This window comes from Paenibacillus radicis (ex Xue et al. 2023), assembly GCF_024722015.1.
In the GTDB taxonomy this organism is placed as follows: Bacteria; Bacillota; Bacilli; order Paenibacillales; family NBRC-103111; genus Paenibacillus_S.
On sequence record NZ_JANQBD010000004.1, the window covers coordinates 328,023 to 346,433 of the forward strand.

The following is an 18,411-nucleotide window of genomic DNA, read 5'->3' on the forward strand; positions in this document are numbered from 1 at the left end:
TTTTTAACAGGTTGATTTTACTAAAATCGACTGTTAAGGAAGGGAAGCTTTTCTATTAGGTACTAGGGATATAACTTTCCTAGCTTGAAAGCGGTGTCGTAAGGAATCGCACGCTGTCCGGCTTGCTCCAGCAGCAAAAACACTTCATTGTTCGACCATTGATGGTAACCGGTTACTGCTAGTGGAACGGTTACTTTATTACGGTACAATTGGGCTGTGTAGGTCAGTTTTTTTTGCAGATCAAGATCTTTGAGGAGAGCCGAGGTTGATTCATATTGCAAGGGAGTGCCTTTCACCCATGGCAGACGCTCATAAGGATCAAATTCGGGCAGCTGTACACTTGCGGTTATCGTATGCTCTGGCTTCAGAAGAGAAAATAGTTGTTCTTCATTGGGTCTATCGAGTCCTTGCATCCCGGAATCAGTTGCGAGAGGGGGGAGAATCTCACCTGTCTTGCCATCAATATAATACAGATTTTCACCCGAGGTTACTTTCCAGACTGCTTGCAGGGGGCTTGTATAAAGACGATCTGCTTGGTATGAAGTATCCATAAGTTCGAGCTGTACCAGGGACTGGTACAGAGTTTGCATACTGAAAAGAGGAGTGTTTCCATTTCCGTATTCAGTTAGACGGTACTTGGTCGGATTATTGGGGTCGGCGGCATGTATCACCATGTAACCTACAGGTTTCCCATCAGATTGAAGCAGCACGATCCAACCATGTGTTCCTGGCCCAAGGGGTTGGCTTGTCCAGGTAGCTTGTTTCCATGCTTCATAGCCTGGTTTTACAGAAATGCTTTGTACCCATTGCTTGATGGCATCCATTAACGATGGAGAAGATAGGCTATTATCCGGCTGCACAGGAGCTGGCGCAGGTACAGTCACATTCGTTGATGCGCTTGGGGCCGTAGATGCTGCAGCATTGGGTGATGATGTTACAGCTGTGGTGAGTGGTACTGAGCTGGATACAGCCGCATTTGAAAGAGGCAGAGGCAGCATCAGGCTAGTCCAAATAACGAGCGACACGAGCCATAAAGTTGATTTGATCATTCATTCACCTGCTTGTGTATGGATGTAGGGCATGAAGCTTGTTGTCTTGAAGCGTGTTCTTGTCGAGATACGCTTGTTGGACGAGCCGCTATGCCCTTATTGTATAAAATATGCCTTGAAAAGGTTGTTAGAACCTGTAAGCAATGTAAAATCATTTTGCTTCTTTTTTTGCTGCCATTTAGCGTAATTCGTCAGTTGATGGGCAAGTGACCTTTTTGAAGATGAAATAGACCGCAATTGATGACAGATATTTGGATTCGTGGTCTGTACTGCCAATCGATTTCTTGTTTGCGATTCACATATTGGGCTTCAACCTCAGACCGCTTATCCGGCTCAGCCCCTTGAATTAAGGTTTCGTAATAACCTCGGATACGGTCGATCTCTTCGGCCAGACGCAGCCCTGCTTCCTGAGCCCATCTATGGTCGTAGCCTCTTAACAGCTGCTCTAAATATTCTTCCAAATATATAACGGCCCGCGGCAGTGTAATTTTATCCGGAATGATGAATATTTGCGCAGGCAGACGCGGAGTAAGCCGCTTAGTGAGCAGAAGCTCCTGAAACCGTTCACGGATTTGTCCGGTTTCCAGGTGGATTCCGAGAGAGTGAATCTCGCTGCGTTTCATGTCACATGCAAGCTCGACCTTGAAATTCACCTGCAGCCAATTTTCGTAAGGAATGGTTGCTGTAGATTTCTGCTCCGGCTTGAACTGCTCGTACAGGTGGACGAAACGCCCCTTGTTGCGCACTGCACCGAAGATTTGCTCGAGCCTCCGGCTGCCGAAGGTGACTTCGTCCTTCGGCACTCGTGCGACTATCTGCGTCGGCACAAAGCCGAAGTAGCGGCCAAGGATGCTGTCCGGCTGCTGCTCTTGTCCAGCGGCTCCTGACGGCACCGGATTCGCAACGCTGCCCGAAGCAGGTCTGGCGCTCGCAGGCACAGCCTGCGGAGGCAAGCCTGCCGCCGATGCGCCGCCTGTCTCCTGGACGGATGCTTTGTGGCCTTCCGGGTCAAAGATAAAGGTGCATGTCATCGTCTCGGGCGCTACTCCGGTTCGCTCCACGAAGCTCCAGTAATAAGGCCGATAGGTTAACTCCTTATCGGCTGAAGGAGACAGCTTGACGGTAACGTAAGCCGGGTGCTTTTCCACAATATCGCATTTCTCCGCTTCCAGGTAGCGCATTACGAATTCTTGAATTTGGGTTTGATTCATGGAAGCACCTCTCCTTGAGCGGCAGGATGCCCTGTCACGGAATCAAGCAGCGCTGCGAGCTGTGATGGCTCTTGGGCAGTTTGCTCAACCTCAGATCGGATTGTCGAAATGGAACGGCCGAGATCGTCCATTTGACGTCTTATATCATCCTCGCTGCGTGAGGTCAGGATCATTTTGGCCAAATGATTTTCTATGGAGCTCGTTTTCTCCAACCGCTCCAGAATCGTATCCAGCTCACCGATGACCAGCTCGAACATATTGATTTTTTCATGGAGCAAGGATAGAATATATTCCTCAATGGTCCCTTGGGTGGAGAGGTTGTATATTTTCACATCATCCATTTGTCCCAGACGGTGAACACGGCCAATTCTCTGCTCAACCCGCATAGGATTCCAGGGTAAATCAAAGTTGATCATGTGATGGCAAAACTGCAGATTAATTCCTTCGCCTCCGGCTTCTGTTGCTACAAGCACTTGAGCGCGATTGCGAAACAGGTCCATCATCCAATCTTTCTTTCCCCTGTTCATACCGCCCCTATAGGGAACGGCTGTAATCTTATGCTCCTTTAAATATTGCATTAAATATTCTTGCGAGGCCCGGTATTCCGTGAAAATAATGACCTTATCATTAATATCTTTGATCAGCTCGATTACTTTCTCCGCCTTGGTGTTGGCCTTAATGCTGCGGATCAGCTCAACCAGCTCCCAAATTCGAGGGCGAAGCGGGGAATCCTCAGGTGTTTTCTTGAACATATTGACCAGCGTAATGAACACCGCATCCCGGCTGCTGCATACTTCGCGCTGCAACGTTACAAGAGACAAAATACTGCTCAGATCACTGCCGGCTTCCTCATACCTGCCTTTGACAAAGCTGGTTACGCCATCATAAAGAGCCTTTTCGTCAGGTGATAGAGTAAGCGGGATATTGCGTACAATTCGCTTCGTAAAGTTCACATTGCCATCGCTTCGCCGATTTCGGATCATTACTTTAGAAAGCTCCTGCTGCAGCTGATCCTCGTTTTTGGGGATACGTTTATCCACGACAAAATTAGACTGGAAGCTGCCTTGTCCGCCAAGATGACCGGGCTTGAGCAGTGTGATGAGATTGTAAAGCTCTTTCAAATCATTTTGTACAGGTGTTGCGGTTAACAGCAGGCAGTATTTTTTGCGCAGCTCGGTTATGAATTGGTAGTTGGTAGTTTTTTTGTTCTTCAGCTTGTGGGCTTCATCTATGATGAGCATATCGTATTCCAGACCCAATACAATTTCGCGGTGCGGATCACGTTTGGCTGTATCCATGGACGCAACGACGATATCATTTTGCTGCCACATGTATTCCTTTTTCTGGGCGACAGCGGGAATGCCGAACTTCTGGTTCAGCTCACGGACCCATTGCAGCACTAATGAAGCGGGAACGAGGATCAACACTTTTTTGACCAGGCCCCGGATGATGTATTCTTTTAAAATAAGCCCGGCCTCAATCGTTTTGCCCAAGCCGACCTCATCGGCCAGAATCGCTCTGCCGCGCATCTCGTTCAAAACCTTTTTCGCTGTATCGATCTGATGAGGCATAGGGGTCAATTGTTGAAGGTGTACGAGACACTGAAGCTCATCAAAGCTGGAAATAAGGCTGGACTGTTCCGCCTCGTAAGCGAGCTGGTATAAGGTCCAATCATCCCAAGGGCCGTTGCGAAGAGCTTTTGTATGCAATTCTTCAAACCACTGCCTGTCAAAATGAAGCTGAACATGATCGTTAAACGGCCGCACGTGCTCTTTGTGATCGGTTGTTTGCATAGTAGACGCTCCTTTATCGCCCTCCTTCGGGAAGGCAAGCTGGCAAACGTACGCGTGAACATCGGTAATTTTTTCATGAACGTTACTTTTAAGTATGGACGAAAAGAGGCACTTTCATAACTCGATTGAATGCATTATGATGGTTTATAGGATTGTAGAAAGGAAGGATTGTTGTTGAAAAAACGGTTCTTATGGCTTTTTCTTATTTTGCTGACTATTGCAAGCGCCGTTTATTTGTTTATTACATTCCAGACCAAGACACATTTGATGCCCATCGATTCTGAGTCTACCCAAGCGATAGACCAAACTGGCGATATGCTGCTGGCCGATGAGTTTCAGGTGTACAGCATCAACAGCAAGACCCAATTTTCCAAGCGGATTCTGCAGACGGGGCAGCCGATAAGCAGCATCAGCTACACCTCCGGGCATACAGTGATTACCGTTTATGATGCTAATGATCCGAAAGCGTTCAAAGGCTTTTATTTGCGCAATAAGCAATCGGACAGCTTTCTTCAATATCCGACGCCGCAGCTATCTCCAAGGTACAGTTATATATATGGTGATGTACTGTTCCTCGTTTCCGCTGACAAGACGGCCCAGAAGATCGGTGATTTTACAAAAGTAGCACTGTACGATATGTTGGAGCATAAATGGCTAAAGGAATGGTTTGTGCCGGGGAGCATCGAAAGCGTGAAGGGAAGCGGGCAGTTCGTTTACTTCGTTACTTCGAATAATACGGAGACAAGCTCTAATCTTTATAAAGCCGATGTTCTCAGCGGGGAATGGGGCAAACAAATTCAAGAAGCGCGGCGCTATCCGCTCGATCAGGTGTCGTTGGACAGCAACGGAGATATTTATATGATGATATCAGAGCGATCCAAAAATGAATGGTCTAATAAAATATATAAGTTCAATCCAAATCAAACCCCTTATGAGCTGACGAAAAATTTTGTGTCCAACACTAAGCCTTACTCTTATAGTATGGTTGGGCTTCAAGGCAAAATGTTGATCCTTCGTCATGATATGTCCAATGTAAATGTAGAGCTGGAGAAGCCGCTCGGGTTGTTGGATCTGAAAACACGCAAGCAAATTCATCTAGGATGGGGGCATCGGCCCGTTGATGCGGATGTGTTCTCTAATGAATTTGTGGTATTAGCCGAAGACGGAGCTTTGGCGTTTGTCGGACTGGATGCTGCTGCTGATTCACCTTTACGTGAGCTGATCATTCCCGAGCTTACGTCGGGCAAACGAATAGCTGTGAAAAAGTAATTTCGTACATTAAACGCAGACAGGAGAGTACAAAATGAAATCACAATGGAGATTTATTTCATCGGGTATGAATGACCCGGCTTATAATATGGCAGTGGATGAAGCTATATTGACCGCACATAGCGAGGGTAAGGTTCCACCGACTGTTCGATTCTACGGGTGGAATCCTGCAACTTTATCAATCGGATACTTTCAAAAAGCGGTTGAGGAGATCGATTTTGATCAGATAAAACAGGAAGGGTTAGGCTTTGTACGTCGTCCTACAGGCGGCAGGGCCGTACTTCATGATAAGGAACTGACCTACAGCATTATTGTGTCGGAAAGCTACCCGGGCATTCCGAGCGGAGTAACACAAGCATACCGAGTGTTGAGCGAAGGGCTGCTGCTTGGTTTCCGTAAGCTGGGCTTGGATGCGCGGATGGTTCAACTGGAGAGTGAGGAGGACAAAAGCAAATATGCTTCGATGGGCTCAGCAGCCTGCTTCGACTCACCTTCCTGGTACGAGCTTGTTGTCGAAGGACGTAAAATCGCAGGCAGCGCACAAACCCGGCAAAAGCAGGTTGTTCTGCAGCATGGCTCGATTTTGCTCGATATGGATGTGGATCAGTTGTTTAGGGTATTGAAGTTTTCAAATGAGCGACTACAGGCCAGGTTAAAGCAGCAATTTGTCCATAAAGCCGTTGCCATTAATGATCTTTGCCGCCATATAGGCAAGCAGCCCGTTTCATTGCCAGAGGTGGAAGAAGCGTTTCGGGCCGGGATGGAAGAGGGCTTGGATATTGAGCTAGTAGAGAGCACGCTGACTGAATATGAGCAAACGTTAGTCGAGCAGTTGATCAGCGAGAAATATGCAAACGAGGAATGGAACCTTCGGAGGTAAGCTAACTAATATTTGGATGTGCTTGACTTCCGTCCTTGGTTGTAACTATAATGATTACATCGAGAGGGTGTAAGTTATGAAGATTAGCAGTCGATTTTCCATTGGCGTTCATATATTATCACTTTTAGCTATTGCCAAGGATGCTCATGGTACTTCGGAGTGGATTGCAGAAAGTGTAAAAACGAATCCTGTTATTATTCGGAGAATATTAGGGCAACTTAAAAAGGCTGGGTTAGTCAATGTACGTGCAGGTACCGGTGGTGCTTTCTTGCTGAAGGACCTGGAGGAAATTACTCTATTAGAAGTGTTTAGAGCGGTTGATGTCGTGGAGGAAGGCCAGCTTTTCCACATCCACGAGCAGCCGAATCCTCAGTGTCCTGTAGGAGCTAATATTCAGGCTGTTCTGCAGCTGTTATTAGGTCGTGCACAAGATGCCATGGAGAAAATATTAGCTGATATTACAATGAAAGAATTAGTAACCGTGCTTGCTGAACAGATTCAGCTGTCTAAAGCGGACTAATTTTTTTTGATCATGTTGTAATCATTATGGTTACAACGAATCTAACGAAACACTCCTCGATATGTAATTAAAAAAAAGGAAAAGGTGGAGAAGAAAATGAAAATTGCATTGATGAGTGCTAGCGGAACTATTGGACAACGTATTTTAGAGGAAGCTTTGATGAGAGGACATCAGGTTACTGCAATCGTCCGCGATCCCTCCCGAATTACTAAGCAAAATGAAAACCTGACAGTTGTAACAGGTAATATTTTCGAAGAAGCTAGTGTAGCTAAAGCAGTGGTAGGACATGATGTTGTCATTAGTGCCTTTGGTCCAGCATTTGGTTCTGGTGAAGAGCATACTTTGGTAGAAGCAACCCGAGCTTTAATTAAAGGAGTCAAAAGTGCGGGCGTGGATCGGCTTCTAGCCGTAGGTGGAGCTGCGAGCTTGGAGGTGGCTCCTGGAGTACTTCTTATTGATACCCCGGAATTCCCTGAAATCGTAAAGCCTACAGCAACGGCTCATCGGGATGCACTGGATGTATATCGCCAAGAAAAAGAATTGAATTGGACGAATCTAAGTCCAGCGGCTAAGATTGCTCCAGGCGAACGCACTGGAAAGTATCGTACAGGAACGGAGCAGTTAATCGTGGATGAGAAAGGCGAAAGCTATATTTCTGCTGAAGACTACGCGATCGCGATGCTTGATGAGGTAGAGAAACCCCAGTACAGCCGTCAACGGTTTACAGTTGGATATTAAATAAATAATGAGGCTGGGGGCTGTAAGCTTGTCCCTGCCTCATTGTTTTTTAAAAGAGCATAAATTTGTTGTGTACTTGGATGCGCTAAACCTTAACAGATAGAGAAAGTTTAATTTCACTAAAGCGCATGTAGGGCCTAAGAAAAGTGCTGCTGAGGCATGAATGCATCTTCGTCGGTGCGATAGCGAATGGTTAACTGGAATTTCTGGAGCTAATTCTCCCGTTTGATCCTCGGTGAGGAGTTTAGCTGGAAAATATCGGAAAATATCCCTCTAATATTGGGGTTATTGGGTGAAACGTCGCAGAAGTGTAGAATTAGCAGGAGGATTTCCAGCTAGTTGCGGTAGAAGCTCCCTTCGGGCTGGGATTAACGGGAGGTTTTCCCGTTAGCCTCCCATGCATCCTCTGCGTTGCACCACTGAGCATGAAAGTTAGTCCGTTCTCTCATGGTAGTTATCCATTTCTCTTCCTGCGTTGCACCACAGAGCATGAAAGTGAATCCGTTCTCTCATGGTTGTTATGGTAGAGCATCTAGCTGCTAACTTTCGTCAAGTATGATTTTGGTGAAGGAGGTGTTCCTATCATGACAAGCGTGCATATCCAAGTAACACGACATCAATATTGCCCGGAATCCCACACACTAGGAAGTTGCAATAGATGCGTTTAAATAGCAATTGCTGCATGTATAAGTACAATGGCGCTCAAAATCTCTCCATGCACCAGCGTCTGGCACGCACCTAAGGGACCGTCAGTAGCTTTGATTGGATTCTCCGCCTGATCCTCCCGAACCTATTTCCGCAATTTTCTTTTAAAACTCTACTATAAAATTACTAACCGTTAATTAACTGCTCAAACGCTTGCTGCAGCTTCCTGGTCACAGGTCCTGGACGGCCTGTTCCAATCCGTCTGCCGTCTACTGAGATAATGGGCGTTACTTCCACAGTAGTTCCACTGATAAACGCCTCTTCAGCCGAAAGAAGATCTTCAATGGTAAAAGTTCGCTCGTGGTACACTATGTCCAGATTACGGGCCAATCTAAGCACAACCTCACGGGTAATACCATGTAAAATGAGATTATTGGCGGGGTGTGTAAAGAGCTCGCCTTCTTTTATGATCATGAAGTTAGATGCACTGCATTCTGTAATGGTTCCATTTCTATGTAAAATGACCTCTCCAGCCCCTTGATCCAATGCATGCTGCTTGGCCATAACATTTGCTAGCAGATTCAAAGTTTTCAGGTCGCATCTGAGCCATCGAATGTCATCCGCTGTTATTGCTGTAATCCCTTGCTCCATTGTACTTTTCGGTCTGGCGATTTCATTGCAAAAGGCCATCAAAACCGGCTCTGTATGGGTAGGCGGAAAAGGATGAGCGCGTGGTGCAGCCCCACGGGTGATTTGCATGTACACAGTGCCCTCTTGAAGATGATTAGCTTGTATTAGTTCGGTTAAATATTGATGCAGCCGCTCTAAACTATAGGGTAGTGGAATGCGGACCTCCCGAGCGCTCTTTTCCAACCTGCGGTAATGCCCCTCCGGTTCAAACAGATTGCCGTTATAAACACGAAATACTTCATAGACGCCATCTCCAAAATAATAGCCTCTGTCATCAGGGGAAATAGATACTTGCTCCTTAGGGAGAAACTGATTTTGATACAAATATAGGTTCATAGCAAGACGCTCCTTTTTCAAAATGAAATACGAACATTTGTTTGTGTTGCGATTAATAATATGGTATGCTCAAAGTAGTGAATGGCTGTTGACTGGTACATGCATGATTTACGAAGTCGTACTATCGTTAGGGTAACAAGGTTAGCCTTGTATGTCAAAATTAGTTTGCTGCTCTTTACAAGTAATGGATATCTATGTTGAAAATAGTAGTGCTTTTGTCGTGGGAAATAGTTCCTGCGAATCGATTATTAGGCGAAAGCTGTCGAAAAAACTATCGTTTTCAATCCTTGAAAAAGAGTGATTCGCAGAGCAAATTCAAGCAATTGGCAATGTGTCTTGTCCTAACCCGTGAATTCCGCGAGTGCCCCATTAGAAGTACCATATATTGTGTTGTATAATGTTAAAGGCATACTAGATATTGTGCTTGGTGTTGATCTCTATTTTCGGGAGGTTATTGTTTTGGAGACAGTGGACAGCAAGAAATTAAGTGGTTTGAGCGAGAAAATTTTCCTTGATCGTTATGCTATGAAGAATGCAAATACGGCTTTAACGAAAGTCGGCGATACCGTATTGGTTCTGACAAAGGATGATCCCAAGTTTCCTGCCAAAGAGGTAGGGGAAGTGATCAGCCGCACCGATAAATATGTGAAGGTTAAGCTTCGCAATGGAGATATTGTAGATTCTTCGGTTGAAAAGCTTACTTTGACATTGGAAAAAACACCCGAGCAATTATGGGACCGTTTGGCAGGCGCCATGGCTTCAGTAGAAGCTACACCAGAGAAAAAAACGGAGTGGACGGAGAAGTTTAGATATATATTGGATGACTGGAAGCTTGTTCCTGGAGGACGGATTGCCGCAGGGGCTGACGCGAGCGATGAATTGACACTATTTAACTGTTATGTCATTCCATCTCCTCATGATAGCCGTGGCGGTATTATGAGTTCATTGACTGAGATGACGGAAATTATGGCTCGCGGAGGAGGCGTCGGGATTAATCTTTCCTCGCTTCGTCCAAGACGAGCAATTGTTAAGGGGGTCAATGGTTCCTCCAGCGGCGCTGTATCATGGGGAGGCTTGTTCAGCTATACCACCGGGTTGATTGAACAAGGCGGCAGCCGCCGCGGCGCATTGATGCTTATGATGAATGATTGGCATCCGGATGTTGCAGACTTTATTACAGTTAAGCAAACGATGGGGCAAATTACGAATGCGAATTTATCGGTCTGCGTCAGCAATGGTTTTATGAAGGCTGTTAAGGAAGATCTCGATTGGGATCTTGTATATCCGGACACAACCGATTCACAGTATGACGAATTATGGGATGGAGATCTGGATAAGTGGAAGAAGCTGGGCAAACAAGTCCATGTATACCGTACTGTCAAAGCGCGTGAAATATGGCATACCATCATAGAATCGGCTTGGAAATCTGCAGAACCTGGCGTTGTTTTCATGGAATATTACAACCAAATGTCCAATAGCTGGTACTTCAATCCGATTATTTGCACCAATCCATGCGGAGAGCAGGGATTGCCGGCATGGGGTGTGTGTAATTTATCTGCCGTCAACTTGTCCAAATTCTATGATGCTGAGAAGCATGATGTGGCCTGGGATGAGCTCGGCAAGGTTGTACGCTATTCGACTCGGTTTCTAGATAATGTAATTGACAAAACTCCTTATCATTTTGAGGAAAATCGGCTTAACCAGCTGAATGAACGCAGGGTAGGTCTTGGAACGATGGGCTTGGCTGAATTGATGATCATGCTTCAGATTCGTTATGGAAGCCCGGAATCACTCCAATTCATGGATCGGATTTACGGTTTTATGGCCAAGGAGGCTTACTTAGCATCCGCCGATATTGCCGCGGAGAAGGGCAGCTTCACCCTTTTTGAAGCGGATAAATACTTACAGAGCGGCTTCATGAAAACAATGACAAGTGAATTCCCTGAGGTTGGGGCGGCAATTCAGAAAAAAGGAATGCGCAATGTTACTGTGATAACTCAAGCGCCTACCGGGAGTACAGGAACTATGGTAGGCACTTCGACAGGTATAGAGCCTTATTTTGCTTTTGAATATTACCGCCAAAGTCGTCTTGGCTTTGATAAGCAGTATGTGCCCATCGCCCAGGATTGGAAGGATGCTCATCCGGGAGAGGAGCTGCCAGACTACTTTGTAACCTCCATGGATTTATCAGCAGAGGATCATATCCGAGCTCAAGCTGCGATTCAGAAGTGGGTGGATAGCTCGATTTCCAAAACAGCGAACTGCCCAGCTGATTTTACGGTAGATGAGACCAAGCGACTCTATGAATTAGCCTTCGATTTAGGCTGCAAGGGCGTAACGATCTACCGTGATGGAAGCCGTGATGTCCAGGTACTTTCCACAGAGAAGAAAGAGGATAAATCAAGCGATGCAAGTGCAGCGCCCAAACCGGATGTAACCGAAAAGGTAGAGACTCTCGCCACTTCATCAGGGAAAGAAAGTGTTCATACGCCTCTTAACAGCAGCATTGCTGAATCATTAGCTATAACTGTATCGGGGACGGACAAGGTGGATGATAAGCAGTACAAACGGCGGCCGCAAATTTTGCGTGGAGCTACGTACAAATTCAATACGCCATTCGGGATGGCCTACATTACGATTAACGATATGAATGGCTCGCCCGTTGAAATTTTCCTGAATGTGGGGAAAGCAGGATCTGATGTATTCGCTATGTCCGAAGCATTAGGCCGCGTCTGCTCCTTGTTCTTGCGTTATGGCGACCACGGCAACAAGGTACAGCTGCTGACAAAGCATCTCAAAGGCATTGGTGGATCGGGAGCGATTGGCTTCGGTGCCAACCGAGTTGAATCCATTGCAGACGCAGTGGCCAAAGCGCTCGAGATGCACGGTGAGTTTTCCGACGATGCGGACGACTACGTCACCGCCACCCAGGAGGTCGTGATGGAAACGACCGCACAGTATGCGGTGAATCGAAGCTCAGCTACATCGCTCGACCTGTGCCCATCCTGCGGCTCAGCTTCGTTGATCAATAGTGAGGGCTGCAAGAATTGTACTAATTGCGGTTATGGAAAGTGTAGCTAAGGAGCAGGGGGGCGACTGTTGAGAGAGAGAGAGTGTGTGGTGTCATAATAACTGAGAAAATATTTCATGTTTTTGAGAAAAATTTCTAGAATTAATGATAAATGTATAATTATGCATGGTTATACACTGATTTGTGCCCTGACAGTTTCGTATTTTGATGGCGTTAAGCGAGGAATGACATTGTAATCCTTCAAAAGGTTTGAAAAAGCGAAAATAAAAGTTGGACATTTTAGTAGCGCAAACCCGCGTCACTATGGGGATAGTTTCTAAAAGATTGAATAAATGATCGGGATGGAATGTGTGTTCGTGATTTTGTGAAAACCCTAAAAATCCTAGAGTGTGCACAATATTAAACTGTATCGTAAAAGTTGGTCAGCGGTTCACAATTTTCTTATAATATGGAATTGGATGGACAAAATTTTGCACAAAAAGAATTCGTTAGCTAGTCTAACCCTGTGATCAAGGTTTACAACCCCAACCAAAGACTGCCGGCTTATATGAACCGTGCAGTCTTTTTTCTTTGCCCGCTGATGAACTAAAAACACCAATGTATTTTCAAATATTAAAAGAAAGTAAATGTATCAAAAATATTAAACTGGCAAATAAAAATAAGTTAGAAACAACCTCAAGTTCGAAAACAAGAATTTGTGATTTCCGGGGTGAATGTTGCAATATTACTAGGTCATTGTTGCTATGTCAGTGAGCGGTCTTGTTGTCGCATTGGGCATAGTTTTGCAAATGTCGGGCAAACCTTTGAAACTAAAAAACCAGTTGTATCAAGTCTTTGACACAATTTTGTTGGGCATAATTTTAAAGAATGGTGTTGGCGGACATAGTTTTACAAGCAAGAACTCATGATATTTACCCAAATTACAAAACTTTCTCCAACAGATAGCTGATTTTTAGCAAACTATGCCCCACTTTGAACTATTGAACATGAAATATTCAGCGGCGATGGAGCTTTGTCTGAATTCGGTCATGAAATGAAGAATTGAACATTACTTCATCGGCTTCGATTACCGCCGATATTTGCGCCTGCTCAGACTGCTTCCGTAATGGTTATAAAAAGGACAGAGACTGTCGAGATACATAGTAAGGTTTTTGGCGGGGGATAATAATTCTTGGAAAGGTGGAGTTTAAATGGATAATGAAAACTTTTCAAAGGAACTTTTAGAACAAGCCAATGCGCTACTACAGGATAATGCGAGAATGCATCTTGATGCTGCCAAAACTCATTTGGCAATGGCTGAGTTGCATAAAACTGTTGCAGAGCGAGACGGTCAACTCGAATTGGCGAATCTAGGCAGATACGAGTTGAACTTGGAAGTCCATGATCTAACACAACAAAATGCAGTCCTTAGCCGTGGGCTTAATGGAGGACTAAGCAAGGCTGCCTCGTCGTTGAAAACTATGGCTATGGAAAAAAAGAGGGCGCTTTCGATAGGAAAACAAAAACCAACGAATTAATGTCCCGATACCAAAACATAAGAAAGAGCCCACGAATTTCTCGGGCTCTTTCTTATATTTAGCACATCCGACACCTTGTTACGAATTTAGCAGTTCACTCCACGTAAGTCGCTCACGCGCCATTCGATCCAATCTATTCAACATTTCTTCATTAGTAATGATACTTCGTTCACAAAGATCTTCGAATTCATCCCACTTTATTTCATTAACTGGCACATTTCTGATATCGTAGCCTGTAAAAGGATCACTTCCTCATTTAAATTATTGGAGGTTTTCTTGGGATAAGCACCTTAAAAAGGCTGTAAAGAAAAACCGAGAGAAGTTTAAACAGCAGTTGTTGATGAAATCCACCGCTTGAACATCTAGTAATATTGTGGTATTCTTTTTACAAACGGAAGCACCGTTAACTCTCTGTGGGTTAACTTTGCTTTTTTTATTTTAAAAAGAATGGATGGGATTGAATTGAAAAAGCGAACAGTTATAAAAACGTCAAACCATCTTCAGCTCTGTGTATTAAACAATGTCGATATAGAAGTCTTTGTTGGAGGAATATCGGGTTATAAAGGTAGATTAATTAGCTTTGATGATGAAACGATTGAGGTTAATGATGGAAAGTATCTTCGTTGTAATTGCAGTATTTTTATGGGGAAAAAGCACTAATAAAAAGGAATTCTATATCACAATATCGAAATGTTTTACTTTATAAAATTAGTTCACTGCATTATCAATTTGATTAAGAACTTCTGTATAGACTTCGCTACTTCGCTCACTTCTCCATCCAATGGAGACAATCATTTTCATTATGAGCCCTTTATAGAATTCTGGTATTTCTGTATCCTCTTCTTCGACAAGAACCTTTTGTTCGATAACACGCAGAAGTTCATTCCACTTGCCCTCATATTTTCTCGCCCATCCTGTTTCAATCACAGGTAATGCAGCATGTTCTATACTTTGAAATAATGAATTCTTTTTCTTTTTCGGAACACGATTACCATTCGGGTATATCAACTCCCAGTTTTCTCTATCGTAGAACTTCTCGTTCCACTCCTTCAAATCTTCCAAATACCTACCTTCGTACTCTACCCGGAAACCACTCAGTTCTTTGAAAATTTGACTTAAATCTTCTTCTTCTAGATAACTCATTCCTACTCTTAAAGAATGATAATGATTGTATCCAAAATGATTATTCACATTAACGCCATCTCTAATTTTTTGACCTTCTCTGTTATAAGCATGTGCACTATACCCATAATGGCACCAACTTTTTAGATATGTTCGCGGTACCAAATGATGATAAATCGCCTCTGACATTCTTATTCCTCCGTTTATAGCCTAACCTATTCCATCAGATGACACCATTGCTCAGGTCTTTTGATTAATTCAATATAATAAAAAAATCCGGAGATGCTTTCTCACGGATTTTTAGCCGGTGCTTATGGTCAATGAATATGGTAGCATATTTTTCCATACAGGTCTATAGTCTTAAAATTTAATAACGAAAAATTTAACAATTATCGCTACTGAACATTTATGTAAAAGCATTGGTTTCATTGGTTGGTTTAACAATCCCTCCCAATACAAACCGTAACATGCGAGAAGACTCATGTCATTATAATTTGACTGGAAAAGTCAATAATACTAGATGATTTAGAGAATCAAACAGACCAGCACCTAAAGAGTATACATGAAATTCAAAAGCATTTGCATGATGATATTGATGTTCATAGCGTAGCACTAAAAAATGTCGTTGATTATGATATAGTGAGACAGTGTTTCCATTCTGATATCCCCATCCCAGTAGTTGCTTATTACTCGTTGATGAAACATATAATGATTGTCGAAGACCAAAAATACCCCAAAATTCCCGGTTCAGTAAGAACTCTAAATGCTTATGGGGATTTATTTAATCTTGATATTAACGACAAAAATGAAGTGATAAAATGACGCAAAAAGTACCTTCTTCCGGACCTTTGGGCTTAATAATATCATCCATAGATTGTTAAAAGAACGCCGAGTCCATAAAGGAGCGGCGTTTTTTGCCTCCGGTCCAGCACTTCACTTTTCCTTCGACGCTCGTCTATTCAAGCCAAAAGGTGTGCTTAATTACTACGGGGTTATCTACAGTGATCTTATTATTTTTTACTGCACTAATAAGAGATGGAAGTTGTTTTTCATTCGATCCAACAAATTTTATAACCATAGTTAGACGCATTATTTATATTCCCTCCCTTATAAAAATATTTTTTATTATTGTTATGTCATGTGCAATATTGGACAAAAATCGTATCATAGCAAATATTAAAAGCCGCCCACAGTATATGTGAGCAGCTGAGTGATAAAGTGTTGCCTCAAGCCAATTATATTTTTGCCTTGTTAGTGAATGACATGGACATCACCATGTTCACCAATATCTATACACTGATAACTAAAGCGCAAAGCAGCGCTTAGATTATCAATATCAATCTCTGTGTTTTGGGTAGTTAGATTATTCAATTTATCATGATTTCGATTGAATACCAAAACAAAGAAGAACACTTTGGTATTATCAGACAACACATCGGAGCCAATCATGTAAAAATATTTACCAAATAATTCTTTAAACCACTGCTTTGCTTCCTCATGACTATAAAAAGTCGGGATCAATTTAATGAATTTTCTATCTAACCGCTTATAACTGTGTATTTTTGTATTTTCAAGAAGTCACAATCGATAAATGAATTCCTTGATTTTTGGATAACCGCCTTCAATTTCAGCCAAGGTAGAAAAAACGCCGAGCTGTTGAAGAGTTGTGGTAAGTGGGAGACATTATACCCTACGGAGTGTTCGTTTGAACGCACCTCGATAATTGTTTTTTATTTCGTTAGTTATTGTTTAAAAGTAAAAAAATCGGACATACTAATAAATTAGAAATAATGGAAGGTGATTACTTATGAAAGCCATTGAATTAATTGATCCAAGAGTGTCTAGTTGCATTGAAAATGTGTTCGGAGTACAGAAGGAAAATCATTTGTTAGTTGTTCTTAAGCCTTACAGTGATGAAAGTATATTCGGATATCTTTTACGTACTTTCAAAAAAAATAATTATAAATTTTCTTTATATAAGGAATTAACAGGATTCAAAAAGATGAAAAAGTTCTTCTTTCCAGACGAATTATATAAGTTATCAACACTTTTATTAAAGGAACAGAATTTACTAGAATGTCATAATTTTTTTCTAAGTGCGACTGAAAGAAGCGTTGATGCAGTTCATGATGTTAATCAAATTCACAGTTATTTTGTAATGATGGAAAAAATCAAAATATGTTGTTCTTGTATTAATTCAAAGAACTACTATAAGAAAGTTTGGGACGTAATTGGATTTACTTGTTGTCCTGAACATCAAACTTTATTAATTGACAAATGTTCTATTTGTAACATTTCTCTTACAATCTCTGTTCTCAAGAACGATTATATCTGTAAGTGTGGTTTCGATTTGAGAAATTCGGTTCAAAAAAGTATTTCTCTAGATGAATTATTGATTTCACATATTGTTTTGGAATTATCACAAAATAGAATTCCGATTTTTTTGAAAAAGCTTGAGGTTAATATCGGATATTCAATTGATTATTTTTTAAATGATATATATTTGATTGCAAATCAAATATGGTTTATTCAAGAAAATACGAAATTAATTCCAAAGATATTAAGCAACGAAAGGATGCATCTATTATTGATGGAAGTTAATAGGGTTTTAGAGAATTGGCCCTGTAATTTTAACCATTTTCTCGATAAAGTAAAGCAATTTAATCATAAAAGATTAGTGGAAGAAAAGGGGATAGCCTTGGAGACTGCTGGTGGACTTAGGGTGGATTTTGGTGAGTTTTATTCTGAGCTTTTTAGAAATAAAAGATCCAATAGCTTTTTAAGAAAACAGTTTGAACACTATATTAAATCCAATCTCCAAAACTATCTAATGAGTTTTCAACGTAAAAGAAGAGATTCCTTTTATTTACTAGAAGAATATTTACCTCTCCACGAAGCAGCAAAGCTTTTAAACGTAACTCGAGGTACAGTGAGAGCTTTACTAAAGCATAAAATATTATCAGGAATTGAGTATGAAAAAAATAATCTATATTCTGCTGCGTATATAGAACGATGTAGATTAATCGAGGTGATTGAGCAAATACAACATTGTTCTTCATTAAATGAGATGATGGATAAGTTTGGCTTAAACAGGCCGGTTTTATTACACCTACTAAAGTATTTGGATTTAAAAAGTTATCTAAATACAAAGGAACATAGGTACCTGCATGTACTATATAAAAATGAGGATATTAACATGGCAATAAAAAAATTTAGAAATGTGTGTATTGAAATAGGCAAACAAAATAATTTGATCTTTTTTAAAGATGTATTGAAGAAGATTTCGATGTACTCCTTAACAACAGAACAGATATTTAACTTAATAGAAACTAGGAAATTACCTGTTTACCTAAAGAAAGGTGATTTATTCGCATTTATCAGGGTTTTGTTTAATGAGGATGAAGTAATTGTAGATCTAGAATAAAAAGTGGACACCTCATAAGAGAATGCAGATAATTAAATTACAAAGAGGAAGAGGTGTCCGGTGTGGGTGAGATGAGACAGAGGTTCAGTGATGAGTTTAAAGAAAAGACAGTAAAGTACATTCAAGAACAGACAAAGAGCGTTCCGCAGATTGCAGAAGAGTTAAACATCCCAGCAGGAACGTTAC

The 18,411-nt window shown here is 42.2% G+C and carries 14 protein-coding genes; 9 read left to right on the forward strand and 5 right to left on the reverse strand.

Annotated elements, in window-relative coordinates; translation table 11 throughout:
* Nucleotides 1–62 precede the first annotated feature (62 nt).
* The 3 genes from NV381_RS08140 to NV381_RS08150 all read right to left on the reverse strand — a co-directional run bounded on the left by NV381_RS08140 (nucleotide 63) and on the right by NV381_RS08150 (nucleotide 4,053).
* Nucleotides 63–1,049, reverse strand: a complete 987-nt coding sequence (locus NV381_RS08140) for a hypothetical protein (RefSeq protein ID WP_258212762.1) — start codon at nucleotides 1,047–1,049, stop codon at nucleotides 63–65.
* Nucleotides 1,050–1,240: 191 nt separating this feature from the next.
* Entirely contained in the window at nucleotides 1,241–2,260 is a 1,020-nt protein-coding gene (locus NV381_RS08145) for a YqhG family protein (protein WP_258212763.1), read from the reverse strand.
* Complete coding sequence (locus tag NV381_RS08150) at nucleotides 2,257–4,053, reverse strand: DEAD/DEAH box helicase (RefSeq protein ID WP_258212764.1); 1,797 nt, start codon at nucleotides 4,051–4,053, stop codon at nucleotides 2,257–2,259. Before NV381_RS08150 ends, NV381_RS08145 begins: the two co-directional genes overlap by 4 nt.
* Nucleotides 4,054–4,227: 174 nt before the next feature.
* Here NV381_RS08150 and NV381_RS08155 point away from each other — a divergent pair, with 174 nt between their 5' ends.
* The 4 genes from NV381_RS08155 (at nucleotide 4,228) to NV381_RS08170 (ending at nucleotide 7,460) form a co-directional block, all read left to right on the forward strand.
* Nucleotides 4,228–5,322, forward strand: a complete 1,095-nt coding sequence (locus tag NV381_RS08155; RefSeq protein WP_258212765.1) for a hypothetical protein — start codon at nucleotides 4,228–4,230, stop codon at nucleotides 5,320–5,322.
* A gap of 34 nt (nucleotides 5,323–5,356) precedes the next feature.
* Entirely contained in the window at nucleotides 5,357–6,202 is an 846-nt protein-coding gene (locus NV381_RS08160; protein WP_258212766.1) for a lipoate--protein ligase family protein, read from the forward strand.
* A gap of 76 nt (nucleotides 6,203–6,278) precedes the next feature.
* The gene (locus tag NV381_RS08165; RefSeq protein WP_258212767.1) at nucleotides 6,279–6,722 is read left to right on the forward strand and encodes an Rrf2 family transcriptional regulator; all 444 of its coding nucleotides are present in this window, start codon (nucleotides 6,279–6,281) and stop codon (nucleotides 6,720–6,722) included.
* A gap of 96 nt (nucleotides 6,723–6,818) precedes the next feature.
* The gene (locus tag NV381_RS08170) at nucleotides 6,819–7,460 is read left to right on the forward strand and encodes an NAD(P)-dependent oxidoreductase (RefSeq protein ID WP_258212768.1); all 642 of its coding nucleotides are present in this window, start codon (nucleotides 6,819–6,821) and stop codon (nucleotides 7,458–7,460) included.
* An 831-nt stretch (nucleotides 7,461–8,291) separates the two neighbouring features.
* Here NV381_RS08170 and dat read toward each other — a convergent pair.
* Nucleotides 8,292–9,131 carry a D-amino-acid transaminase gene (gene dat / locus NV381_RS08175; RefSeq protein ID WP_258212769.1) on the reverse strand — a complete coding sequence of 280 codons (840 nt, stop codon included), beginning with the start codon at nucleotides 9,129–9,131 and terminating at the stop codon, nucleotides 8,292–8,294.
* Nucleotides 9,132–9,656: 525 nt separating this feature from the next.
* Here dat and NV381_RS08180 point away from each other — a divergent pair.
* From NV381_RS08180 to NV381_RS08190, 3 genes are all read left to right on the forward strand, one after another.
* Nucleotides 9,657–12,212, forward strand: a complete 2,556-nt coding sequence (locus tag NV381_RS08180) for an adenosylcobalamin-dependent ribonucleoside-diphosphate reductase (protein ID WP_419182250.1) — start codon at nucleotides 9,657–9,659, stop codon at nucleotides 12,210–12,212.
* Between the two features lie 1,140 nt (nucleotides 12,213–13,352).
* Entirely contained in the window at nucleotides 13,353–13,679 is a 327-nt protein-coding gene (locus NV381_RS08185; RefSeq protein WP_258212771.1) for a hypothetical protein, read from the forward strand.
* A 462-nt stretch (nucleotides 13,680–14,141) separates the two neighbouring features.
* Complete coding sequence (locus tag NV381_RS08190; RefSeq protein WP_258212772.1) at nucleotides 14,142–14,339, forward strand: hypothetical protein; 198 nt, start codon at nucleotides 14,142–14,144, stop codon at nucleotides 14,337–14,339.
* 48 nt (nucleotides 14,340–14,387) lie between these two features.
* Here the strand turns inward: NV381_RS08190 and NV381_RS08195 are convergent, their stop codons facing one another.
* Nucleotides 14,388–14,990, reverse strand: a complete 603-nt coding sequence (locus tag NV381_RS08195) for a DUF4238 domain-containing protein (RefSeq protein WP_258212773.1) — start codon at nucleotides 14,988–14,990, stop codon at nucleotides 14,388–14,390.
* A 1,618-nt stretch (nucleotides 14,991–16,608) separates the two neighbouring features.
* Between NV381_RS08195 and NV381_RS08200 the strand changes: the two genes are divergently transcribed.
* Nucleotides 16,609–18,225: a TniQ family protein gene (locus tag NV381_RS08200; protein ID WP_258212774.1), complete on the forward strand. Its 1,617-nt coding sequence runs from the start codon at nucleotides 16,609–16,611 to the stop codon at nucleotides 18,223–18,225.
* 71 nt (nucleotides 18,226–18,296) lie between these two features.
* The coding region (locus tag NV381_RS08205; RefSeq protein WP_258212789.1) for a transposase at nucleotides 18,297–18,411 on the forward strand (115 nt) is incomplete at its 3' end.